This window comes from Caulobacter sp. GW456-12-1-14-TSB4, assembly GCF_059424195.1.
The window spans coordinates 49,215-68,405 of the sequence record NZ_JBWKZF010000013.1 but is presented as its reverse complement, the minus strand read 5'-3'; the positions used below and the strand labels follow the sequence as shown (position 1 = coordinate 68,405).

At 66.0% G+C, this 19,191-nt stretch carries 21 protein-coding genes; all 21 read left to right on the top strand.

All coding sequences use genetic code 11. The features are described 5' to 3' along the window. Positions 1-318: 318 nt before the first annotated feature. The 21 genes from AC07YH_RS14090 to AC07YH_RS13990 all read left to right on the top strand — a co-directional run bounded on the left by AC07YH_RS14090 (position 319) and on the right by AC07YH_RS13990 (position 19,159). On the top strand, positions 319-696 hold the full coding sequence (locus AC07YH_RS14090; protein ID WP_494747603.1) for an NADH-quinone oxidoreductase subunit A: 378 nt from the start codon (positions 319-321) through the stop codon (positions 694-696). After that, on the top strand, positions 666-1,262 hold the full coding sequence (locus AC07YH_RS14085) for a NuoB/complex I 20 kDa subunit family protein (protein ID WP_494747602.1): 597 nt from the start codon (positions 666-668) through the stop codon (positions 1,260-1,262). The genes AC07YH_RS14090 and AC07YH_RS14085 overlap by 31 nt, the downstream gene beginning before the upstream one ends. Continuing rightward, a complete protein-coding gene (locus AC07YH_RS14080) occupies positions 1,259-1,885 on the top strand; it encodes an NADH-quinone oxidoreductase subunit C (RefSeq protein WP_494747601.1) in 627 nt (208 codons plus the stop codon). Before AC07YH_RS14085 ends, AC07YH_RS14080 begins: the two co-directional genes overlap by 4 nt. 4 nt (positions 1,886-1,889) lie before the next feature. Then, positions 1,890-3,140, top strand: a complete 1,251-nt coding sequence (locus tag AC07YH_RS14075) for an NADH-quinone oxidoreductase subunit D (RefSeq protein ID WP_494747600.1) — start codon at positions 1,890-1,892, stop codon at positions 3,138-3,140. Beyond that, positions 3,137-3,469 carry a nuclear transport factor 2 family protein gene (locus AC07YH_RS14070; protein ID WP_494747599.1) on the top strand — a complete coding sequence of 111 codons (333 nt, stop codon included), beginning with the start codon at positions 3,137-3,139 and terminating at the stop codon, positions 3,467-3,469. Before AC07YH_RS14075 ends, AC07YH_RS14070 begins: the two co-directional genes overlap by 4 nt. Further along, a complete protein-coding gene (gene nuoE / locus AC07YH_RS14065; protein ID WP_494747598.1) occupies positions 3,466-4,155 on the top strand; it encodes an NADH-quinone oxidoreductase subunit NuoE in 690 nt (229 codons plus the stop codon). Before AC07YH_RS14070 ends, nuoE begins: the two co-directional genes overlap by 4 nt. A gap of 1 nt (position 4,156) precedes the next feature. Beyond that, positions 4,157-4,381, top strand: coding sequence for a hypothetical protein (locus AC07YH_RS14060; RefSeq protein WP_494747597.1), 225 nt, complete (start codon positions 4,157-4,159; stop codon positions 4,379-4,381). Then, entirely contained in the window at positions 4,378-4,644 is a 267-nt protein-coding gene (locus tag AC07YH_RS14055; protein WP_494747596.1) for a hypothetical protein, read from the top strand. The genes AC07YH_RS14060 and AC07YH_RS14055 overlap by 4 nt, the downstream gene beginning before the upstream one ends. A 3-nt stretch (positions 4,645-4,647) precedes the next feature. Continuing rightward, on the top strand, positions 4,648-5,967 hold the full coding sequence (nuoF, locus tag AC07YH_RS14050) for an NADH-quinone oxidoreductase subunit NuoF (protein WP_494747595.1): 1,320 nt from the start codon (positions 4,648-4,650) through the stop codon (positions 5,965-5,967). Between the two features lie 5 nt (positions 5,968-5,972). Then, entirely contained in the window at positions 5,973-8,033 is a 2,061-nt protein-coding gene (gene nuoG, locus AC07YH_RS14045; RefSeq protein WP_494747594.1) for an NADH-quinone oxidoreductase subunit NuoG, read from the top strand. Positions 8,034-8,036: 3 nt separating this feature from the next. Then, positions 8,037-9,092: an NADH-quinone oxidoreductase subunit NuoH gene (gene nuoH, locus AC07YH_RS14040; protein ID WP_494747593.1), complete on the top strand. Its 1,056-nt coding sequence runs from the start codon at positions 8,037-8,039 to the stop codon at positions 9,090-9,092. Continuing rightward, positions 9,092-9,328 (top strand): hypothetical protein, encoded by a 237-nt coding sequence (locus AC07YH_RS14035; protein ID WP_494747592.1) that lies wholly within the window; start codon positions 9,092-9,094, stop codon positions 9,326-9,328. The genes nuoH and AC07YH_RS14035 overlap by 1 nt, the downstream gene beginning before the upstream one ends. 73 nt (positions 9,329-9,401) lie before the next feature. After that, positions 9,402-9,893 (top strand): NADH-quinone oxidoreductase subunit NuoI, encoded by a 492-nt coding sequence (gene nuoI, locus AC07YH_RS14030; RefSeq protein WP_056051151.1) that lies wholly within the window; start codon positions 9,402-9,404, stop codon positions 9,891-9,893. A gap of 83 nt (positions 9,894-9,976) precedes the next feature. Beyond that, complete coding sequence (locus AC07YH_RS14025; RefSeq protein ID WP_494616721.1) at positions 9,977-10,594, top strand: NADH-quinone oxidoreductase subunit J; 618 nt, start codon at positions 9,977-9,979, stop codon at positions 10,592-10,594. After that, positions 10,591-10,896 carry an NADH-quinone oxidoreductase subunit NuoK gene (gene nuoK / locus AC07YH_RS14020; RefSeq protein WP_494747591.1) on the top strand — a complete coding sequence of 102 codons (306 nt, stop codon included), beginning with the start codon at positions 10,591-10,593 and terminating at the stop codon, positions 10,894-10,896. Before AC07YH_RS14025 ends, nuoK begins: the two co-directional genes overlap by 4 nt. A gap of 8 nt (positions 10,897-10,904) precedes the next feature. Continuing rightward, positions 10,905-13,004, top strand: coding sequence for an NADH-quinone oxidoreductase subunit L (gene nuoL / locus AC07YH_RS14015; RefSeq protein ID WP_494747590.1), 2,100 nt, complete (start codon positions 10,905-10,907; stop codon positions 13,002-13,004). Beyond that, complete coding sequence (locus AC07YH_RS14010; RefSeq protein ID WP_494747589.1) at positions 13,001-14,503, top strand: NADH-quinone oxidoreductase subunit M; 1,503 nt, start codon at positions 13,001-13,003, stop codon at positions 14,501-14,503. Before nuoL ends, AC07YH_RS14010 begins: the two co-directional genes overlap by 4 nt. Positions 14,504-14,510: 7 nt before the next feature. Continuing rightward, a complete protein-coding gene (gene nuoN, locus AC07YH_RS14005) occupies positions 14,511-15,956 on the top strand; it encodes an NADH-quinone oxidoreductase subunit NuoN (protein WP_494747588.1) in 1,446 nt (481 codons plus the stop codon). Next, positions 15,943-16,698 (top strand): biotin--[acetyl-CoA-carboxylase] ligase, encoded by a 756-nt coding sequence (locus AC07YH_RS14000; protein ID WP_494747587.1) that lies wholly within the window; start codon positions 15,943-15,945, stop codon positions 16,696-16,698. Before nuoN ends, AC07YH_RS14000 begins: the two co-directional genes overlap by 14 nt. After that, positions 16,695-17,480 carry a type III pantothenate kinase gene (locus tag AC07YH_RS13995; protein WP_494747665.1) on the top strand — a complete coding sequence of 262 codons (786 nt, stop codon included), beginning with the start codon at positions 16,695-16,697 and terminating at the stop codon, positions 17,478-17,480. Before AC07YH_RS14000 ends, AC07YH_RS13995 begins: the two co-directional genes overlap by 4 nt. Continuing rightward, positions 17,480-19,159, top strand: a complete 1,680-nt coding sequence (locus tag AC07YH_RS13990; RefSeq protein ID WP_494747586.1) for a ribonuclease J — start codon at positions 17,480-17,482, stop codon at positions 19,157-19,159. Before AC07YH_RS13995 ends, AC07YH_RS13990 begins: the two co-directional genes overlap by 1 nt. The last annotated feature ends 32 nt before the right edge of the window (positions 19,160-19,191 follow it).

The following is a 19,191-nucleotide window of genomic DNA, read 5'->3' as shown; positions in this document are numbered from 1 at the left end:
TCCGCATATCCCTTCGCCGAAGCGAAAGTGCGACCCGCCCTGCGGCGAGGGGCGTCTGATATGTCGGCCGAAGACTCGTGTCAACGGCCATATCGAAGAAGCGTCAAATAGCCCGCCAGAGCTCAGCTATTTCATGTGGATGGAGCAGAGCAGGGCAGTCGCGCCGGTCCTTTCAGGCACAGAGGAAAGCGTTCGCGTGCAATCGATCGCCGTTAGGGGAAACTGCTCTAGTTGCGATCGTTTCTCAATGTGGTCTGGGGTGTTTGAAGCGTTGGCGACAGTGGGCTACAACCCGCTCGATTCAAGCCAAGGGCTGTCATGACCGCCTTCCTCCTCCAGTATCTGCCGATCGTGATCTTCCTAGGGATCGCGGCGGCCATCGGCATCGTCTTCATCCTCGCGGCCGCCGTGCTCGCGCCGAAGGCGCCGGACCCGGAAAAACTGTCCGCGTACGAATGCGGCTTCAACGCCTTCGACGACGCGCGCATGAAGTTCGACGTCCGGTTCTATCTGGTGTCGATCCTCTTCATCATCTTCGACCTTGAAGTGGCGTTCCTGTTCCCCTGGGCGGTCACGCTGATGAAGCTGCCGCACGACGCAGCGGCTTTCGCCTTCTGGTCGATGATGACCTTCCTGGGCGTGCTGACCGTCGGCTTTATCTACGAATGGAAGAAGGGCGCCCTCGAATGGGAGTGATCGTTCCCGCCACCACCGTGCCGGCGCTTTCGGGCGGCCGTTCGACGGTCGAGGGCTATGACCCCAAGCTGCACGACCCGTTCTTCGACGGCGTCTCGCAGCAGCTGGCCGACAAGGGCTTCATCACGGCCGCCGCCGACGACCTGATCACCTGGGCCCGCACGGGCTCGCTGATGTGGATGACGTTCGGCCTGGCGTGCTGCGCCGTCGAGATGATGCACTCGGCCATGCCGCGCTACGACCTGGAGCGTTTCGGCTTCGCGCCGCGCGCCAGCCCGCGTCAGTCGGACGTGATGATCGTCGCCGGCACGCTGACCAACAAGATGGCCCCGGCCCTGCGCAAGGTCTACGACCAGATGCCGGAGCCCCGCTACGTCATCTCGATGGGCAGCTGCGCCAACGGCGGCGGCTACTACTATTACAGCTACAGCGTCGTGCGCGGTTGCGACCGCGTCGTGCCGATCGACATCTACGTCCCAGGCTGCCCGCCCACGGCCGAAGCCCTGGTCTACGGCGTGCTGCAGCTGCAGAAGAAGATCCGTCGCACGGGGACGATCGAGCGATGACCGACGTGGTTCCGACCGAAATCACCCTTTCGCCGCTCGAGGCCCTGGGCCAGGACATCGTCGCCCGCGCGCCCGGCGTGCTGGGCCACTCGGTGGCGTTCGGCGAGCTGAACATCGTGGCCAAGGCCGCCGATGTCGTCGCGACCCTGACCTTCCTGCGTGACGATCCGGCCTTCCGCTTCCACCAGCTGGTCGACCTGACGGGCGTGGACTATCCGGAGCGCGCCGCGCGCTTCGACGTGGTCTATCACCTGCTGTCGATGGTGAAGAACACCCGCGTCCGCCTGAAGGTGATGACGGACGAGGACACCCCGGTGCCCAGCGCTACGCCGGTGTTCCCCGTCGCCGACTGGTTCGAGCGCGAGGCGTTCGACATGTACGGCATCTTCTTCGAAGGCCATCCGGACCTGCGCCGGATCCTGACCGACTACGGCTTCCACGGCCACCCGCTGCGGAAAGACTTCCCGATGACGGGTTATGTCGAGGTCCGCTACGACGACGAGCTCAAGCGCGTCGTGTACGAGCCCGTGAAGATCACCGAGTTCCGCGCCTTCGATTTCCTGTCTCCGTGGGAAGGCGCCAAGTACGCGCTGCCGGGCGACGAGAAGGCGGAGAAGGCATAGAGCCATGACTGGTACGAACGCTCCGGCGGCATCCACCGACTTCTTCCGCGACGAACCGACGGTTCCGGCGATCCCGGAAACGCCCGTCCGCAAGTTCAACATCAACTTCGGCCCGCAACACCCGGCGGCGCACGGCGTGCTGCGCCTGGTGCTGGAGCTGGACGGCGAAATCGTCGAACGCGTCGATCCGCACATCGGCCTGCTGCACCGCGGCACCGAGAAGCTGATGGAAGCGCGGACCTACCTGCAGAACATCCCGTACTTCGACCGCCTCGACTACGTGGCGCCGATGAACCAGGAGCATGCGTTCTGCCTGGCCATCGAAAAGCTCCTCGGCGTCGAGGTGCCGCGTCGCGGCCAGATCGTCCGCGTGCTGTTCTGCGAGATCGGCCGCATCCTGAACCACCTTCTGAACGTGACGACCCAGGCCATGGACGTCGGCGCCCTGACGCCGCCGCTCTGGGGCTTCGAGGAACGCGAGAAGCTGATGGTGTTCTACGAGCGCGCTTGCGGCGCTCGCCTGCACGCCAACTACTTCCGTCCGGGCGGCGTCCACCAGGACCTGACCCCCAGCCTGATCGACGACATCGAGACCTGGGCGAAGGCTTTCCCCAAGATCTGCGACGACATCGAAGGCCTGATCACCGACAACCGCATCTTCAAGCAGCGCAACGTCGATATCGGCGTCGTGAGCAAGGAAGACGCCTGGGCCTGGGGTTTCTCGGGCGTGATGGTGCGCGGTTCGGGCATCGCCTGGGACCTGCGCCGCAACCAGCCGTACGAGAACTACAACGAGTTCGAGTTCGACATCCCGCTGGGCAAGAACGGCGACTGCTACGATCGCTATCTGTGCCGCATGCAGGAGATGCGTGAGAGCACCAAGATCATCCTGCAGGCCGTCGCCATGCTGCGCGGCACGCCGGGCCCGGTGCTGACCGAGGACAACAAGGTCAGCCCGCCGCGTCGCGCCGAGATGAAGCGCTCGATGGAAGCCCTGATCCACCACTTCAAGCTCTATACCGAGGGCTTCAAGACGCCGGAAGGCGAGGTCTACGCGGCCGTCGAAGCGCCCAAGGGCGAGTTCGGCGTCTACGTCGTCAGCAACGGCACCAACAAGCCGTACCGCTGCAAGATCAAGGCTCCGGGCTTCTCGCACCTGGCGGCGATGGACTGGATGAACCGCGGCCACCAGCTGGCCGACGTTTCGGCCATCCTGGGCTCGCTCGACATCGTGTTCGGCGAGGTCGATCGGTGAGTCTGGAAGCGATCGCCCAGGCGCAACTCGACGCCTACAACGCCCAGGACCTGGACGCGCACTGCGCCCACTTCGCCGACGACGTGGTCGTGGCGGGGTTGAACGGCGATGTGGCGCGTACGGGCCTGGACGCCTATCGCGCCTTCTACGAGAAGACCTTCGCCGAGTTCCCCAAGAACAAGGCGCAGTTGCTGAACCGCATCGTGGTCGGTGCGAACGTGATTGACCACGAGCATGTCGACCGCGGCAACGGCGACGCGCCGTTCCAGGTCGCCGCCATCTACACTTTCAAGGGCGACAAGATCGTCCGCGTGGATTTCGCCCGATGAGCGTACGTCGTCTCGCCAAGGAACAGCCGGCCAGCTTCGCCTTCTCCAAGGACAGCCAGGCCAAGGCCGATTGGTGGAAAGCCAAGTATCCCGCCGCCCGCAAGCAGTCGGCGGTGATCCCGATGCTGTGGCTGGCCCAGAAGCAGGAAGGCTGGATTTCCGAGCCGGCGATCCAGGAGATCGCCAAGCAGCTCGAGATGCCGGTCATCCGCGTGCTGGAAGTGGCCACCTTCTACGTGATGTTCCAGCTGCAGCCGGTCGGCAAGGTCGCCTTCGTCCAGCTGTGCGGCACCACGCCGTGCCAGCTGCGCGGCGCGCTGGACCTGAAGGCCGTGCTGAAGGCCAAGATCGGCGACGCCAACCACGTCTCGGCCGACGGCAAGTTCAGCTGGGAAGAGGTCGAGTGCCTGGGCGCGTGCTGCAACGCCCCGATGGCCGCGATCAACGACTACTACTACGAGGACCTGACGCCGGAGAGCCTGGCCCAGATCCTCGACGACTTCGCGGCCGGCAAGGACCCGAAGCCGGGCAGCTACGAAGGCCGCGGCGCCTCGGAGCCGAAGGGCGCGATCCACACGCTCACGGACCCGAAGCTGTACGACGGTTCGTACGCCAAGAAGATCAAGATCCCGAACCTGCCCGAGAAGCCGAAGGCTACGAAGGCAAAGCCGGAGCCCACCGCCTAACATGACCGCCGACGCCGTCATCCAGAAGAAGCGCCTGACCGTGATGATCGCCATCACCGCGGCCTGCTTCGTGCTGGCCGGCGTGGCGATCTTTGGTGCGGTGTCGCTGAAGATCGACTGGCTGCTGCCGGTCTTCTTCGTGGCGCTGGTCGGCGGTCTTGGCTCGCAGATCTGGTTCATTCTGGGCTGGATGCGCGCGGCCAAGAAGGAGGGCGCTTCGTCATGATCGACGACAGCGAACTCAACATCCGCCGCGCGGCCTATGCCGACACCATCCGGGGCCTGTATCGCCGTGAACGCGGTATCGGCTTCGTGGCGTGCCTCCTGGGCGCGATCCTGCTGATCTGGGGTCGCACCGTGGCTGGCGCGCCGTTCCTGGCGGTCGTCGCCGGTCTCGTCACGATTGGCGCGGGCTGGCTGCTTTTCGCCTATGTCATCATTCGTCGGACGCGCTATGTGCGCGCCCATCCATTCGATCCGCAAAGCTGAGTCATGGTCGGTATCCTCGAAGACAAGGACCGCATCTTCACGAACCTCTACGGTCTCCATGATTGGGGCCTGGAAGGTGCGAAGAAGCGCGGCTGCTGGAATGGCACCAAGGACATCCTGGACGCCGGGCGCGACTGGATCATCGACAACATGAAGAACTCCGGCCTGCGCGGCCGGGGCGGGGCGGGCTTCGGCACCGGCCTGAAGTGGTCGTTCATGCCCAAGGAAGTGAAGGACGGTCGTCCGCACTACCTGGTCGTCAACGCCGACGAATCCGAGCCGGGCACCTGCAAGGACCGGGAGATCATGCGGCATGACCCGCACCTCCTGATCGAAGGCTGCCTGATCGCCTCGCGCGCCATGCTGGCCCACGCCTGCTACATCTACATTCGCGGCGAATACGTCCGTGAACGCGAAGTGCTGGAAGAAGCCATCAAGCAGGCCTACGAGGCCAAGCTGGTCGGCAAGAACAACGTCCACGGCTGGGACTTCGACATCTACGTCCACCACGGCGCCGGCGCCTATATCTGCGGCGAAGAGACCGCCCTGCTGGAAAGCCTGGAAGGCAAGAAGGGCCAACCGCGCCTGAAGCCGCCGTTCCCGGCCGGCGCGGGCCTCTACGGCATGCCGACCACGGTCAACAACGTCGAGAGCATCGCCGTCGCCGGTACGATCCTGCGTCGCGGCGCCTCGTGGTTCGCCGGCTTTGGCCGTCCGAACAACGCCGGCACCAAACTGTTCTGCGTCTCGGGCCACGTGAACCTGCCCTGCAACGTCGAAGAAGCCATGAGCATCCCCTTCCGTCAGCTGATGGAAGACCACTGCGGCGGCATCCGCGGCGGCTGGGGCAACCTCAAGGCCGTCATCCCGGGCGGTTCGTCCGTGCCGATGATCCCGGCCGAGCAGTGCGAAGACCTGCCGATGGACTTCGACGCCCTGCGGAACCTGAAGTCGGGTCTGGGCACCGCCGCCGTCATCGTCATGGACAAGTCCACCGACCTGGTCCGCGCCATCGCCCGCCTGTCGTACTTCTACAAGCACGAGAGCTGCGGTCAGTGCACGCCGTGCCGCGAAGGCACCGGCTGGATGTGGCGCGTCATGGAGCGCATGGCGACCGGCGAGGCCGATCCGAAAGAGATCGACACCCTGCTGGACGTCACGACCCAGGTCGAAGGTCACACCATCTGCGCCCTGGGCGACGCGGCCGCCTGGCCGATCCAGGGTCTGTTCCGTCACTTCCGCCACGAGGTGGAAGACCGGATTGCTTCCTATCGTAGCGGTCGCCTGCACGTGCAGGGCGCCAAGCTGATCGCGGCGGAGTAACGATTATGGCTATCGCCAAGGTCAACGGCGTCGAAGTCGAGTTCGAGCCCGGCATGACGGTTCTGCAGGTCGCGGAACTGGCCGGGGAAGAGATCCCGCGCTTCTGCTACCACGAACGTCTGTCCATCGCCGGCAACTGCCGCATGTGCCTGGTCGAGGTGAAGCCCGGCCCGCCGAAGCCGCAGGCGTCGTGCGCTCTGCCGGCCGCCGAGGGCCAGGAGATCTTCACCAAGACTCCGATGGTCAAGAGGGCCCGCGAAGGGGTGATGGAGTTCCTGCTCATCAACCACCCGCTGGACTGCCCGATCTGCGACCAGGGCGGCGAGTGCGATCTGCAGGACCAGGCGGTCGGCTACGGCCGCGACGACAGCCGCTATGACGAGAACAAGCGCGCGGTCGAAGAGAAGGCCATGGGCCCGCTCATCAAGACCGTGATGACGCGCTGCATCCAGTGCACGCGCTGCGTCCGCTTCATCACCGAAGTCGCCGGTTCGCCGGAAATCGGCCTGATCTCGCGCGGCGAAGACGTTGAAATCACGACCTATCTGGGCGCGGCGGTGACGTCGGAGCTCAGCGCCAACGTCATCGATCTGTGCCCGGTCGGCGCCCTGACCTCCAAGCCCTACGCCTTCGAAGCCCGTCCGTGGGAACTGAAGAAGACCGAGAGCATCGACGTCATGGACGCCCTCGGTTCGTCGATCCGCGTCGACGCCCGCGGCGCGGCCGTGCTGCGCGTGCTGCCGCGCATCAACGAGGACGTCAACGAAGAGTGGATCTCGGACAAGACGCGCTACGCCGTCGACGGCCTGGGCCGTCAGCGCCTGGATCGTCCCTATGTCCGCGTCGGCGGCAGCCTGAAGCCGGCCACCTGGGCCGAGGCCTTCGCCGCCATCGCCGGCAAGATCAAGACGACCGCGCCTGAGCGCATCGGCGTCATCGCCGGCGACCTGCAGGACGCTGAGAGCTTGAAGGCGACCAAGGACCTCTTCACCGCCCTGGGCGTGAAGAACCTGGACGCCCGCCAGGACGGCGCCGCCCTGGGCGCTGGCCCGCGCGAGAGCTGGCTGTTCAACTCGACCATTGCCGGCATCGAGAACGCCGACGTCGTGCTGTTCGTCGGCGCCAACCCGCGCCTCGAGGCCCCGGTCCTGAACGCCCGCTTCCGCAAGCAGTGGATCGCCGGCAAGACCCGCTTCGGCGTCATCGGCGAGCAAGCCGACCTGACGTTCGACTACGACTACCTCGGCGCCGGCGCCAAGACCCTGTCGGGTCTGGCCAAGAGCAAGAGCGACTTCGTCGCCGCCCTGAAGGCCGCCGAGCGTCCCGCCATCATCATCGGCCAGGGCGCTCTGGCCCGCGCCGATGGCGCGGCGATCCTCAAGGCCGCCGCTGGCCTCGCCAAGACCGTCAAGGTCGTCCGCGAAGGCTGGAACGGCTGGAACGTCCTGCACACCGCCGCCGCGCGCGTCGCGGGCCTCGACATGGGCTTCGTCCCGGCCGAGGGCGGTCTGGCCGCCAGCGACATGCTGAAGCCGGGCGCCCTGGACGTCCTGTTCCTGCTGGGCGCCGACGAGTGCGAGACGGCCGCTTCGGACGCCTTCAAGATCTATCTCGGTACGCACGGCGACGCCGGCGCGCACAAGGCCGACGTGATCCTGCCGGGCGCTGCCTACACCGAGAAGAACGGTCTCTACGTGAACCTCGAAGGCCGCGTGCAACAGGGCCGTCGCGCCGTGTTCCCGAAGGGCGAGGCCAAGGAAGACTGGTCGATCCTGCGCGCTCTGTCGGAAGTGCTGGGCCACAAGCTGCCTTACGACAGCCTGGACCAGCTGCGCGCCAAGCTGTTCGCCGATCACCCGACCTTCGGCCAGATCGACTATGCGCCGGGTTCGGTCGCGACCTCGTTCGATGTCGGCGCCCTGGGCGCTGACGGCGAGGTGTCGGACGCGCCGTTCGAAAGCCCGATCAAGGCTTTCCACCTGACCAACCCCGTCGCGCGCGCCAGCGTGACCATGGCCGAATGCGCGGCCGTGGCCTCGGGCGCCGCCAAGATCGCTGCGGAGTAAATCGTGGGCTCGACTTCTCCGCTTCTCTGGTTTGGCCTGACGACCGGCGGCATCCTGCTGGTCGTGATCTGGGTCCTGCTGAGCCTGGCCTTCCTGCTGCTGGCCGACCGCAAGATCTGGGCCGGCGTCCAGATGCGCAAAGGCCCGAACGTGGTTGGCCCGTTCGGCCTGCTGCAGTCCTTCGCCGACTTCCTCAAGTTCGTCTTGAAGGAGATCGTGATCCCGGCCGGCGCCGACAAGATCGTCTTCATGCTGGCGCCGCTGCTGAGCCTGGTCCTGGGCTTCATCGGCTGGGCCGTGGTGCCGTTCGCGCCGGGCTGGGTCGTCTCCAACCTCAACGTCGGCATCCTCTACCTGCTGGCCATGAGCTCGCTGGGTGTCTACGGCATCATCATGGGCGGCTGGGCTTCGAACTCGAAGTATCCGTTCCTGGGCGCGCTGCGTTCGGCGGCGCAGATGGTGTCGTACGAAGTCTCGATCGGCCTGATCATCATCACGGTGATCCTGCTGGCCGGTTCGATGAACCTGTCGACCATCGTCGAGAAGCAGTCGGGCTGGTTCTGGAACTGGAACGTCTTCGGCGGCGGCCTGAAGAACCTCGTCCTGCTGCCGATCATGATCGTGTCGATGGGCATGTTCTACATCTCGGCCCTGGCCGAGACGAACCGCCCGCCCTTCGACCTTCCGGAAGCCGAATCCGAACTCGTGGCCGGTTACCAGGTCGAGTACAGCTCGACCCCGTACCTGCTGTTCATGGTCGCCGAATATTCGAACATCGTTCTGATGTGCGCGATGATCAGCGTGCTGTTCTTCGGCGGCTGGAACCTGCCGTTCCCGGCCGACCTGTCGGGCTGGGGCTGGTGGGGCAAGTTCGCCCTGGCCTTGGTGTTCTACGCCAAGATCTGCTTCTGGTTCTTCATGATCGCCATGGCGAAGGCCATCGTGCCTCGCTACCGCTACGACCAGCTGATGCGCCTGGGGTGGAAGGTGTTCCTGCCGACCTCGCTGGTGCTGGTGGCCCTGGTCGCCGGGTGGCGCGTGTTCGGTCCGGGGGCCTGATGCGCCGCGCCGCGATCCTTGCCCTGGGCCTGTCCGGCCTCGCCCTGACGGCCTGCGCCGTGGCGGCGACGGACAAGTCCTATTCGCTGGGCGACGGGACCGTCAGCTATGACGACCTCCGTCGCGAAGGCGACAAGTGCAAGGCGTCCGGCGGAACCATCCGCGCCAAGCAGGACGGGGGAGACCCCGCTCAGCTGTCGAACTACACCTGCGTGATCCCACGCGAGGCGAAATAGGGGCTTTAGGCCCAATCGAGACGGGGAGGGGCCAACGCGCCTCCTCGGAAGTATAGGTTTTAGGAGAGCTCTGGTGTTCCAGCGCATCACTCAAGCGGTCAAGGGCGCGGCCCTTCTGGACTTCGCCGGCGCCTTCGGCCTGGCCATGAAGTACATGATCGCGCCGAAGAAGACGGTGATCTACCCGAACGAGCGCGGCCCGCAGTCGCCGCGCTTCCGGGGCGAGCACGCCCTGCGCCGCTATCCCTCGGGTGAAGAGCGCTGCATCGCGTGCAAGCTTTGCGAAGCCATCTGCCCGGCCCAGGCGATCACCATCGAGGCCGAACCGCGCGAGGACGGCAGCCGCCGGACGACCCGCTACGACATCGACATGGTCAAGTGCATCTACTGCGGTCTGTGCCAGGAGGCCTGCCCGGTCGACGCCATCGTGGAAGGTCCGAACATCGAGTTCGCGACCGAGACCCGCGAAGAGCTCTACTACGACAAGGAACGTCTTCTCGATAACGGCGACCGCTGGGAGCGCCTGATCGCGAAGAATCTGGAGTTGGACGCGCCCTACCGCTAAACGGTCTGGCGAATCCGAAGCAGGCGTTGCGCCGTAAGGCGTCGACGTCATCGAACGTAAGATTTCAGGGGAGCCCTGGGCCAATGCCCTTGCAGGCGATCGCTTTCTATCTGCTGGCATTCACGACCATCGCGGCGGGTCTTCTCGTCGTGTCGGCGCGGAATCCCGTGCACTCGGTGCTCTTCCTGATCACCGCCTTCTTCTCGGCCGCCGGCCTCTTCGTCCTCTTGGGCGCGGAGTTCCTGGCGATGCTGCTCATCGTCGTCTACGTCGGCGCGGTCGCGGTGCTGTTCCTGTTCGTCGTCATGATGCTGGACGTGGACTTCGCCGAGCTCCGCCAAGGCTTCGTGCAGTACCTGCCGTTCGGCGGCGCGATCGCCCTGGTCATCGCCACCGAGATGGTGATGGTCGTGGCTGCGGTCGCCACCAACGGCGCGGCCTCGCGCAACGCCCTGCCGAACGCTTCGCCGGGCGGCGTGCCCAACACCGAAGCGATCGGCCAGGTGCTCTACACCGACTACGTCTTCTTCTTCCAACTGGCGGGCCTGGTGCTGCTGGTCGCCATGATCGGCGCCATCGTCCTGACCCTGCGCCACAAGCCGGGCGTCAAGCGCCAGGACATCGGCAAGCAGGTGGCCCGCACCCCCAAGACCGGCATGGAGCTGGTCCAGATCAAGCCGGGCGAGGGGATCTCCGAATGATCGGGCTGTCGCACTATCTCGTCATCGCCGCGATCCTGTTCACGATCGGCGTCTTCGGCATCTTCGTGAACCGCAAGAACGTCATCGTCATCCTGATGTCGATCGAACTGATCCTGCTGGCGGTGAACATCAATCTCGTGGCGTTCTCGGCCTTCCTGCACGACGTGGCGGGGCAGATCTTCGCCATGTTCGTGCTGACCGTCGCCGCCGCCGAGGCGGCCGTGGGTCTGGCCATCCTTGTGACCTTCTTCCGAAACCGCGGCGACATCGCGGTTGACGACGCCAGCATGATGAAGGGCTAAGCGACGTCATGCAGACGCTTGTCACCATTCTCGTTTTCGCGCCGATCATCGCCGCGGCCATCGCCGGCCTGTTCGGCCGCCGCATCGGCAACGTGGCGTCGCAGTCGGTCACCACCGGCGCGCTGATCCTGGCCTGCGGCCTTAGCTGGTACACGTTCAGCCAGTGGACCTGGGGGCACATGGAGGCCTTCACCGTCCACCTGCTGCCGTTCATCAGCATCGGCGACTTCCAGGCCAACTGGTCCATCCGCATCGACGCCCTGTCGGCGACCATGCTGATCGTGGTCACGACGGTCTCGGCCCTCGTGCACATCTATTCCTGGGGCTACATGGCCGAGGACGACAGCAAGCCGCGCTTCTTCGCGTACCTGTCGCTGTTCACCTTCGCCATGCTGTCGCTGGTCACCGCCGCCGACTTCATGCAGCTGTTCTTCGGCTGGGAAGGCGTGGGCCTGGCCTCGTACCTGCTGATCGGCTTCTGGTTCAAGAAGCCGTCGGCCAGCGCCGCGGCCATCAAGGCCTTCGTGGTCAACCGCGTCGGCGACTTCGGTTTCGCCCTCGGCATCATGACCACCTTCTGGGCGTTCGGCACGATCCAGTTCGCCGAGCTGTTCCCGATGATCGCCAGCCATGCCGGCAAGACCTGGGAATTCGCGGGCCACACCTGGCCGCTGATGGATATCGCCTGCTTCCTGCTGTTCATCGGCGCGATGGGCAAGTCGGCGCAGTTCTTCCTGCACACCTGGCTGCCGGACGCCATGGAAGGCCCGACCCCGGTGTCGGCCCTGATCCACGCGGCCACCATGGTCACCGCCGGCGTCTACATGCTGTGCCTGCTGTCGCCGATGTTCGAATACGCGCCCGTCGCCAAGAACATCGTCACGGTGATCGGCGCGGTGACGGCCCTGTTCGCCGCCACGGTCGGCCTGACCCAGAACGACATCAAGCGCGTGATCGCCTACTCGACCTGTTCGCAGCTGGGCTACATGTTCTTCGCGGCCGGCGTCGGCGCCTACCAGGCGGCCATGTTCCACCTGTTCACGCACGCCTTCTTCAAGGCTTTGCTGTTCCTGGGCGCCGGTTCGGTGATCCACGGCATGCACCACGAGCAGGACATGCGTCGCTACGGCGCCCTGGCCAAGCTGCTGCCGGTGACCTTCATCGCCATGACGATCGGCACGATCGCCATCACCGGTCTGGGTCTGCCGCCGCTGCACCTCGGCTTCGCCGGCTTCTACTCGAAGGACACCATCATCGAAGCGGCGTTCGCCGCCGGCCAGCACAACGGCATCGGCATGTTCGCCTGGGTGATCGGCGTGCTCGTCGCGGGCCTGACCTCGTTCTACTCGTGGCGCCTGGCCTTCTTCACCTTCAACGGCAAGGCGCGCTGGGGTCATGACGACCACCACGCCCACGATGCTCACGGTCACGACGACCACGCCCATGGCGCTGTAGCTCACGAGACCCATGACGAGCCGCTCGCGGACGACCACGCGGCTCATGACGCCCATGGCGATCACGGCCATGGTCACGACCACAAGCCGCACGAAAGCCCGATCGTGATGCTGTTCCCGCTGGTGGTGCTTTCGCTGGGCGCGATCTTCGCCGGCTTCGTGTTCACCGACTACTTCGTCGGCCACCACCAGGAAGAGTTCTGGCGCGGCGCGATCTACAACGCCCCGACCAACCACGTCCTCCACCAGGCGCACGAAGTGGCCGAGTGGGTGAAGTGGAGCCCGCTGATCGCCTCGATCCTGGGCCTGCTGGTCGCGGTCTATGTCTATCTGCTGAAGGGCGACGAGCGCCTGGGCCTGAAAATGGCCGAGCGCAAGGGCCCGCTGTACGTCTTCTTCTACAACAAGTGGTTCTTCGACGAACTCTACGACGCCACGTTCGTGCGCTTCGCCAAGTTCCTCGGCGACCTGTTCTGGAAGGGCGGCGACCAGAAGATCATCGACCGGCTGGGCCCGGATGGCGTCTCCAACCTCTCGTATGAGGTCGGCAAGCGCACCGGCAAGCTGCAGACCGGCTATCTCTACCACTACGCGTTTGTCATGCTGCTCGGCGTCGCCGGCCTGCTGACCTTCGCCCTGTACGCCTTCCGTTGAGGGGGACGGAGCTAATGAGCGGCCTTCTCAGCCTTACGACCTTCGCGCCGATCGTCGGCGTCGCGGTGATCCTCGCCGCGCGCGCCTTCAACGGCGAGAGCGCCAAGACCGACACGCTGGCCAAGTGGATCGCGCTCGTGACCACTTTGGTCACGTTCGGCCTGTCGATCGTCCTGACCCTCCAGTTCGACCCGAAGAACCCGGGCTTCCAGTTCGTGGAAGACCTCGCCTGGTTCGCGGGCATCCACTACCGCATGGGCGTGGACGGCATCTCGGTGCTGTTCGTCCTGCTGACCGCGTTCCTGCTGCCCATCTGCATCATCGCCAGCTGGAAGTCGGTCGAGAAGCGCGTCGTCGAGTACCTGATCGCCTTCCTGGTCCTGGAGACCCTGGTGATCGGCGTGTTCTGCGCGCTGGATCTGATCCTCTTCTATCTCTACTTCGAGTTCAGCCTGGTCCCGATGTTCCTGATCATCGGCATCTGGGGCGGCAAGCGTCGGATCTACGCGGCCTACAAGTTCTTCTTGTACACGCTGCTCGGCTCGATCCTGATGCTGGCCGCCATTCTGGCCATGATCAACATCGCCGGCACCTCGTCGATCCCGGCGCTGATGACGTTCAAGTTCGCCCCGTGGCTGCAGACCTGGCTGTGGCTGGCCTTCTTCGCCTCGTTCGCGGTGAAGATGCCGATGTGGCCGGTGCACACCTGGCTGCCCGACGCCCACGTCGAGGCCCCGACGGCTGGTTCGGTCATCCTGGCCGGCATCCTGCTGAAGCTCGGCGGCTACGGCTTCATGCGCTTCAGCCTGCCAATGTTCCCCAATGCCTCGGAGATGTTCCAGCCGCTGGTGTTCGCGATGTCGGCCATCGCCATCGTTTACACCTCGCTGGTCGCCTTCCGTCAGACCGACATCAAGAAGCTGATCGCCTATTCGTCGGTCGCCCACATGGGCTTCGTGACCATGGGCATCTTCTCGGGCAATGCGGCGGGCGAGCAGGGCGCTCTGTTCCAGATGCTGAGCCACGGGGTGATCTCCGGCGCGCTCTTCCTCTGCGTCGGCGTCGTCTACGACCGCATGCACACCCGCGAGATCGCCTTCTACGGCGGCCTGACCAACCGGATGCCGCACTACGCCTTCGTGTTCCTGCTGTTCACGATGGGCAATGTCGGCCTGCCGGGCACCTCGGGCTTCGTCGGTGAAATCCTGACCATGACCGGCGTCTACAAGGCCTCGACCTGGACGGCGATCGTGTCGGCCACCGGCGTGATCCTGTCGGCCATGTACGCCCTGACGCTGTACCGTCGGGTCATGTACGGCGAGATCACCAATCCCGAGCTGAAGACCATCACCGATCTGGACGCGCGCGAGATCCTTCTCTTCGTGCCGCTGATCGCGATGACCCTGCTGCTGGGTATCTACCCCAACCTCGTGTTCAACCTGACCGCGACGTCCGTCGACGCGCTCGTCGGCGCCTGGCGCGCCGCCGTGGGCGGGTGAGGAGCCTATGACCTTTTCCGCTCACTTCACGCTCGTCCTGCCTGAGATCGTTCTCGCGATCGCGGCGCTGGTTCTGCTGGTCGCCGGTGCCTTCCGGGGCAAGGTCGGGGCCATCTTCACCCTGGCCGCCGTCGCGGCGCTGATCGCGGCCGCCGCTACGGCGGTGCTGGGTCCGCACGGCCGCGCCTTCGGTGGCGTCTACGCGGCCGACGCCGCGGCGACCTACGCCAAGGTGGCCATCTATCTGTCGAGCGCCATCGCCGTGGTGCTGGGCGACCGCTGGCTGGCCCAGCGCGGCGACCAGAAGTTCGAATACGCCGTCCTGGTGATCCTGGCCGCCCTGGGCATGGGCGTCACCGCCTCGGCCGGCGACCTGATCAGCCTCTATGTCGGCGTCGAGCTGCAGTCGCTGGCGCTGTACGTCCTGGCCGCCATGCGCCGCGACGACGCCAAGTCGTCGGAAGCGGGCCTGAAGTACTTCGTGCTGGGCGCGCTGTCGTCGGGCCTGCTGCTGTACGGCAGCTCGCTGATCTACGGCTTCACCGGTTCGACCCACTTCAGCCAGATCGCCCTGGCCGCCGCCCACGGCGGTTCGCACGGCACGGGCCTGCTGTTTGGCCTGGTGTTCCTGATCTGCGGCCTGGCGTTCAAGGTCTCGGCCGCGCCGTTCCACATGTGGACTCCGGACGTCTACGAAGGCGCCCCGACCCCGGTCGTCGGCTTCTTCGCCGCCGCGCCGAAACTGGCCGCCATGATGATGTTCGCCCGCGTGCTGGGCGACGCCTTCCCGACGGCCACCGACCAGTGGCGCCAGATCCTGGTGATCGCGGCCCTGCTGTCGATCTTCGTCGGCGCCTTCGCGGGTCTGGCCCAGACCAACCTCAAGCGCCTGTGGGCCTATTCCTCGATCGCCAATGTCGGCTACGCCCTGCTGGGCGTCGCGGCCGGCGGCGAGGTCGGCCTGCACGCGATGCTGGTCTTCATGGTGCTGTACATGGTCGACGTCACCGGCTTCTTCGCCTGCCTGCAGGCGCTGAACCGCGACGGCAAGCCGATGGAGACCATCGAGGACATGGCGGGCCTGATCAAGGAACGTCCGGGCGTCGCCCTGGCCATGACGGCGTTCTCGCTGTCGGCCCTGGGCCTGCCGCCGTTCTCGGGCTTCTGGTCGAAGTACTATGTGTTCAAGGCCGCCATGGGCGCCGGCGACGTGGTCCTGCAATGGGCCGCCGTGCTGGGCCTGGTCGGTTCGGTCGTCGCGGCGTTCTATTATCTGCGCCTGATCAAATCGATGTGGTTCGACGCGCCGGCCGGCTCGGTCGACGCCCCGTCGCCTTCGGCCCGCGCCGTCGGCATCGCGGCCGCGTTCTTCTCGTTCCCGATCGTGCTCGTGGCCCTGGTCTGGCTGGATCCCGCCGCCAAGGCCGCCGCGGCCGCCTTTGGTCACGCGTGACGTGACGGGCGTTCCGCCCGTCGTCGTCCTGGACGAGATCGACTCCACCAACGCCGAAGCCCGTCGCCGGGCCGAGGCGGGCGAGGCCGGCCCCGTGTGGCTGGTCGGCCTCCGCCAGACCGCCGGCCGTGGCCGTCGCGGCCGGGCCTGGGAAACGGGCGAGGGCAACCTCGCCGCCACCTTGCTTCTCCATACCGACAAGCCGCCAGGCGAGGCCGCCCAGGTCTCGTTCGTGGCCGCCCTGGCCGTGGCCGATATGCTGGCCTGCTACGTGCCTGCGTCCCTCGTCAGTCTGAAATGGCCCAATGACCCGTTGCTGGGTGGGCTGAAGGTCAGCGGCATTCTGATCGAGTCCGGCGCCGCCCCGGCCGGCGGCCTGTGGCTGGCTGTCGGCGTCGGCGTGAACCTGGCCCGCAAGCCGATCGACAGTGAGCGTCCCGCGACTTCCATCGCCACCTATCGCGAAGTCCCGCCGCCACGCGCGCCCGAGGCCGCCCAGTGCCTGGCTGAGGCCTTCGAGCGCTGGCGGCGCGTCTGGACCTCGCTGGGCTTCCCCGCCATCGCCGACGCCTGGACGGCCCGGGCCCACGGCCTGGGCGAGGCCTGCGTCGCGCGCCTGGGAACCGAGACGGTCGAGGGCATCGCTGAAGGCCTCGACGGCGACGGGGCCTTGCGCCTGCGTCTGGACGACGGCCGTGTCCGCCGGATCACCGCCGGCGATGTCTTCTTTGGAGCGGCCTGATGCTTCTCGCCATTGAACAGGGCAACACCAACACCATGTTCGCCATCCACGACGGTCAGTCGTGGCTGGCCCAGTGGCGCGCGGCGACCGAAAGCACCCGCACCGCCGACGAATATGTGGTCTGGCTGTCGCAATTGCTGTCGATGCAGGGCATCGGCTTCCGGGCCATCGATGCTGTGATCATCTCCAGCGTCGTGCCGCAGTCGATCTTCAACCTGCGCAACCTCAGCCGCCGCTATCTCAATGTCGAGCCGCTGGTGATCGGCGAGAACGCCAAGCTGGGCATCGATGTCCGCATCGAGAAGCCGTCCGAGGCCGGCGCCGACCGCCTGGTCAACGCCATCGGCGCGGCCATGGTCTATTCCGGCCCGCTGATCGTCATCGACAGCGGCACGGCCACCACCTTCGACATCGTGGCCGCGGATGGCGCGTTCGAGGGCGGGATCATCTCGCCCGGCATCAACCTGTCCATGCAGGCCCTGCACGAAGCGGCGGCCAAGCTGCCCCGGATCGCCATCCAGCGGCCGTCCGGTAACAGGATCGTGGGGACGGACACCGTCTCCGCCATGCAGTCCGGCGTCTTCTGGGGGTATATTTCCCTGATCGAGGGCCTCGTCTCGCGCATCAAGGCTGAGCGCGGCGAGCCCATGACCGTTATCGCCACCGGCGGCGTCGCCTCGTTGTTCGAGGGCGCCACCGACAGCATCGACCACTTCGACTCCGACCTGACGATACGGGGTCTTCTCGAAATCTATCGTCGAAACACCATTTCCGAGACCTGATGAAAAAATCCAAGAGCGACGAGCTCGTCTTCCTGCCGCTGGGCGGGTCGAACGAGATCGGCATGAATTTCAATTTGTACGGCTTTGGCCCGTCTCACGATCGCAAGTGGATCGTGGTCGACCTGGGCGTGACCTTCGGCGACCAGACGACGCCCGGCGTCGAGATCATCCTGCCGGACCCGTCCTATATCGAGCCCTATGCCAAGGACATCATCGGCATTGTCCTGACCCACGCCCACGAAGACCACCTGGGCGCGGTGCACTGGCTGTGGCCGCGCTTGAAGGCGCCGGTCTACGCCACGCCGTTCACCGCCTTCCTGCTACGCGAGAAGCTGCGTGACGCGGGCATCCTGGACGAGGTGCCGATCACCGAGGTGCCGCTGGGCGGCAAGTTCTCGCTCGGCCCGTTCGACCTGGAACTGATCACCCTGACGCACTCGATCCCCGAGCCGAACGGCCTGGCGATCAAGACGCCGCTGGGCACGATCCTGCACACCGGCGACTGGAAGATCGATCCCGAGCCCCAGCTGGGCGCCCCGACCGACGACGCCGCCCTGCGCCGCCTCGGCGACGAGGGCGTGCTGGCCATGGTCTGCGACAGCACCAACGTCTTCGTCGAAGGTGAAGCCGGTTCGGAAGCCGACGTCCGTGAAGCGCTGGGCGGCTTGATCAAGAGTCTGTCGGGCAAGATCGCCGTGGCCTGCTTCGCCTCGAACGTGGCGCGCATGGACACCGTGATCCGCGCGGCTCAGGCCTGCGGCCGCAAGGTCTGCCTGGCCGGCCGCTCGATGCACCGCATGGCCGCCGCCGCGCGGTCGGTCGGTCTGCTGCAGGGCCTGGAGCCGTTCGTCAACGACGACCAGGCCAAGCACCTGCCCGAGAATGAGGTCCTGTTCCTCTGCACCGGCAGCCAGGGTGAGGCCCGCGCGGCCCTGTCGCGCATTGCCGACGGCAGCCATCCGCACGTGAAGCTGGGGCAGGGCGACCACGTGGTCTTCTCCTCGCGGGTCATCCCGGGCAACGAGATCCCGATCCGCAACCTGCAGAACAAGCTGGCCGATCGCGGCGTGCGCCTGCACACCGAGCGCGATACGCCCGGCATCCACGTCTCGGGTCACCCGTGCCGTGAAGAGCTGCGCCAGATGTACGCGTGGGTCCGGCCGGAGATCGCCGTGCCGACCCACGGCGAGCGCCGTCACCTGATCGAGCACGCCGCCTTCGCCAAGGACCTGCAGGTCCCGCACGCCGTCTCGCCGCGCAACGGCGACATGGTGCGACTGGCGCCGGGCCATCCGGAGATCATCGACGAGGTGCCCGCCGGGCGTCTGTACGTCGATGGCGGCGTGGTCACGCCTGAGAATGGCGACGCCCTGCGCGAGCGCCGTCACGCGGCGTTCAACGGCATGCTGGCCGTGTCGATCGTGCTGGACGGCCGCAACCGCATCGTCTCGGGCCCGCAGGTCCGCGGCATCGGCCTGACCGGCGACGAGGAATACAGCCTCGACGACGCTCTGGACGACCTCGCCGAGGAAGCCGAGACCGCCTACAAGAAGCTCACCGGGGACACCCGCGAGCAGGACGAGGCGATCGAGAGCGCCATCTCCCGCGCCGTGAAGAAGGCCGCGTTCCGCATCTGGGAACGCAAGCCGGTCGTGGAAACGACGGTCCTGCGCCTGTGATCTGATCGGGCGGTCACGGAAACACCGTGGTC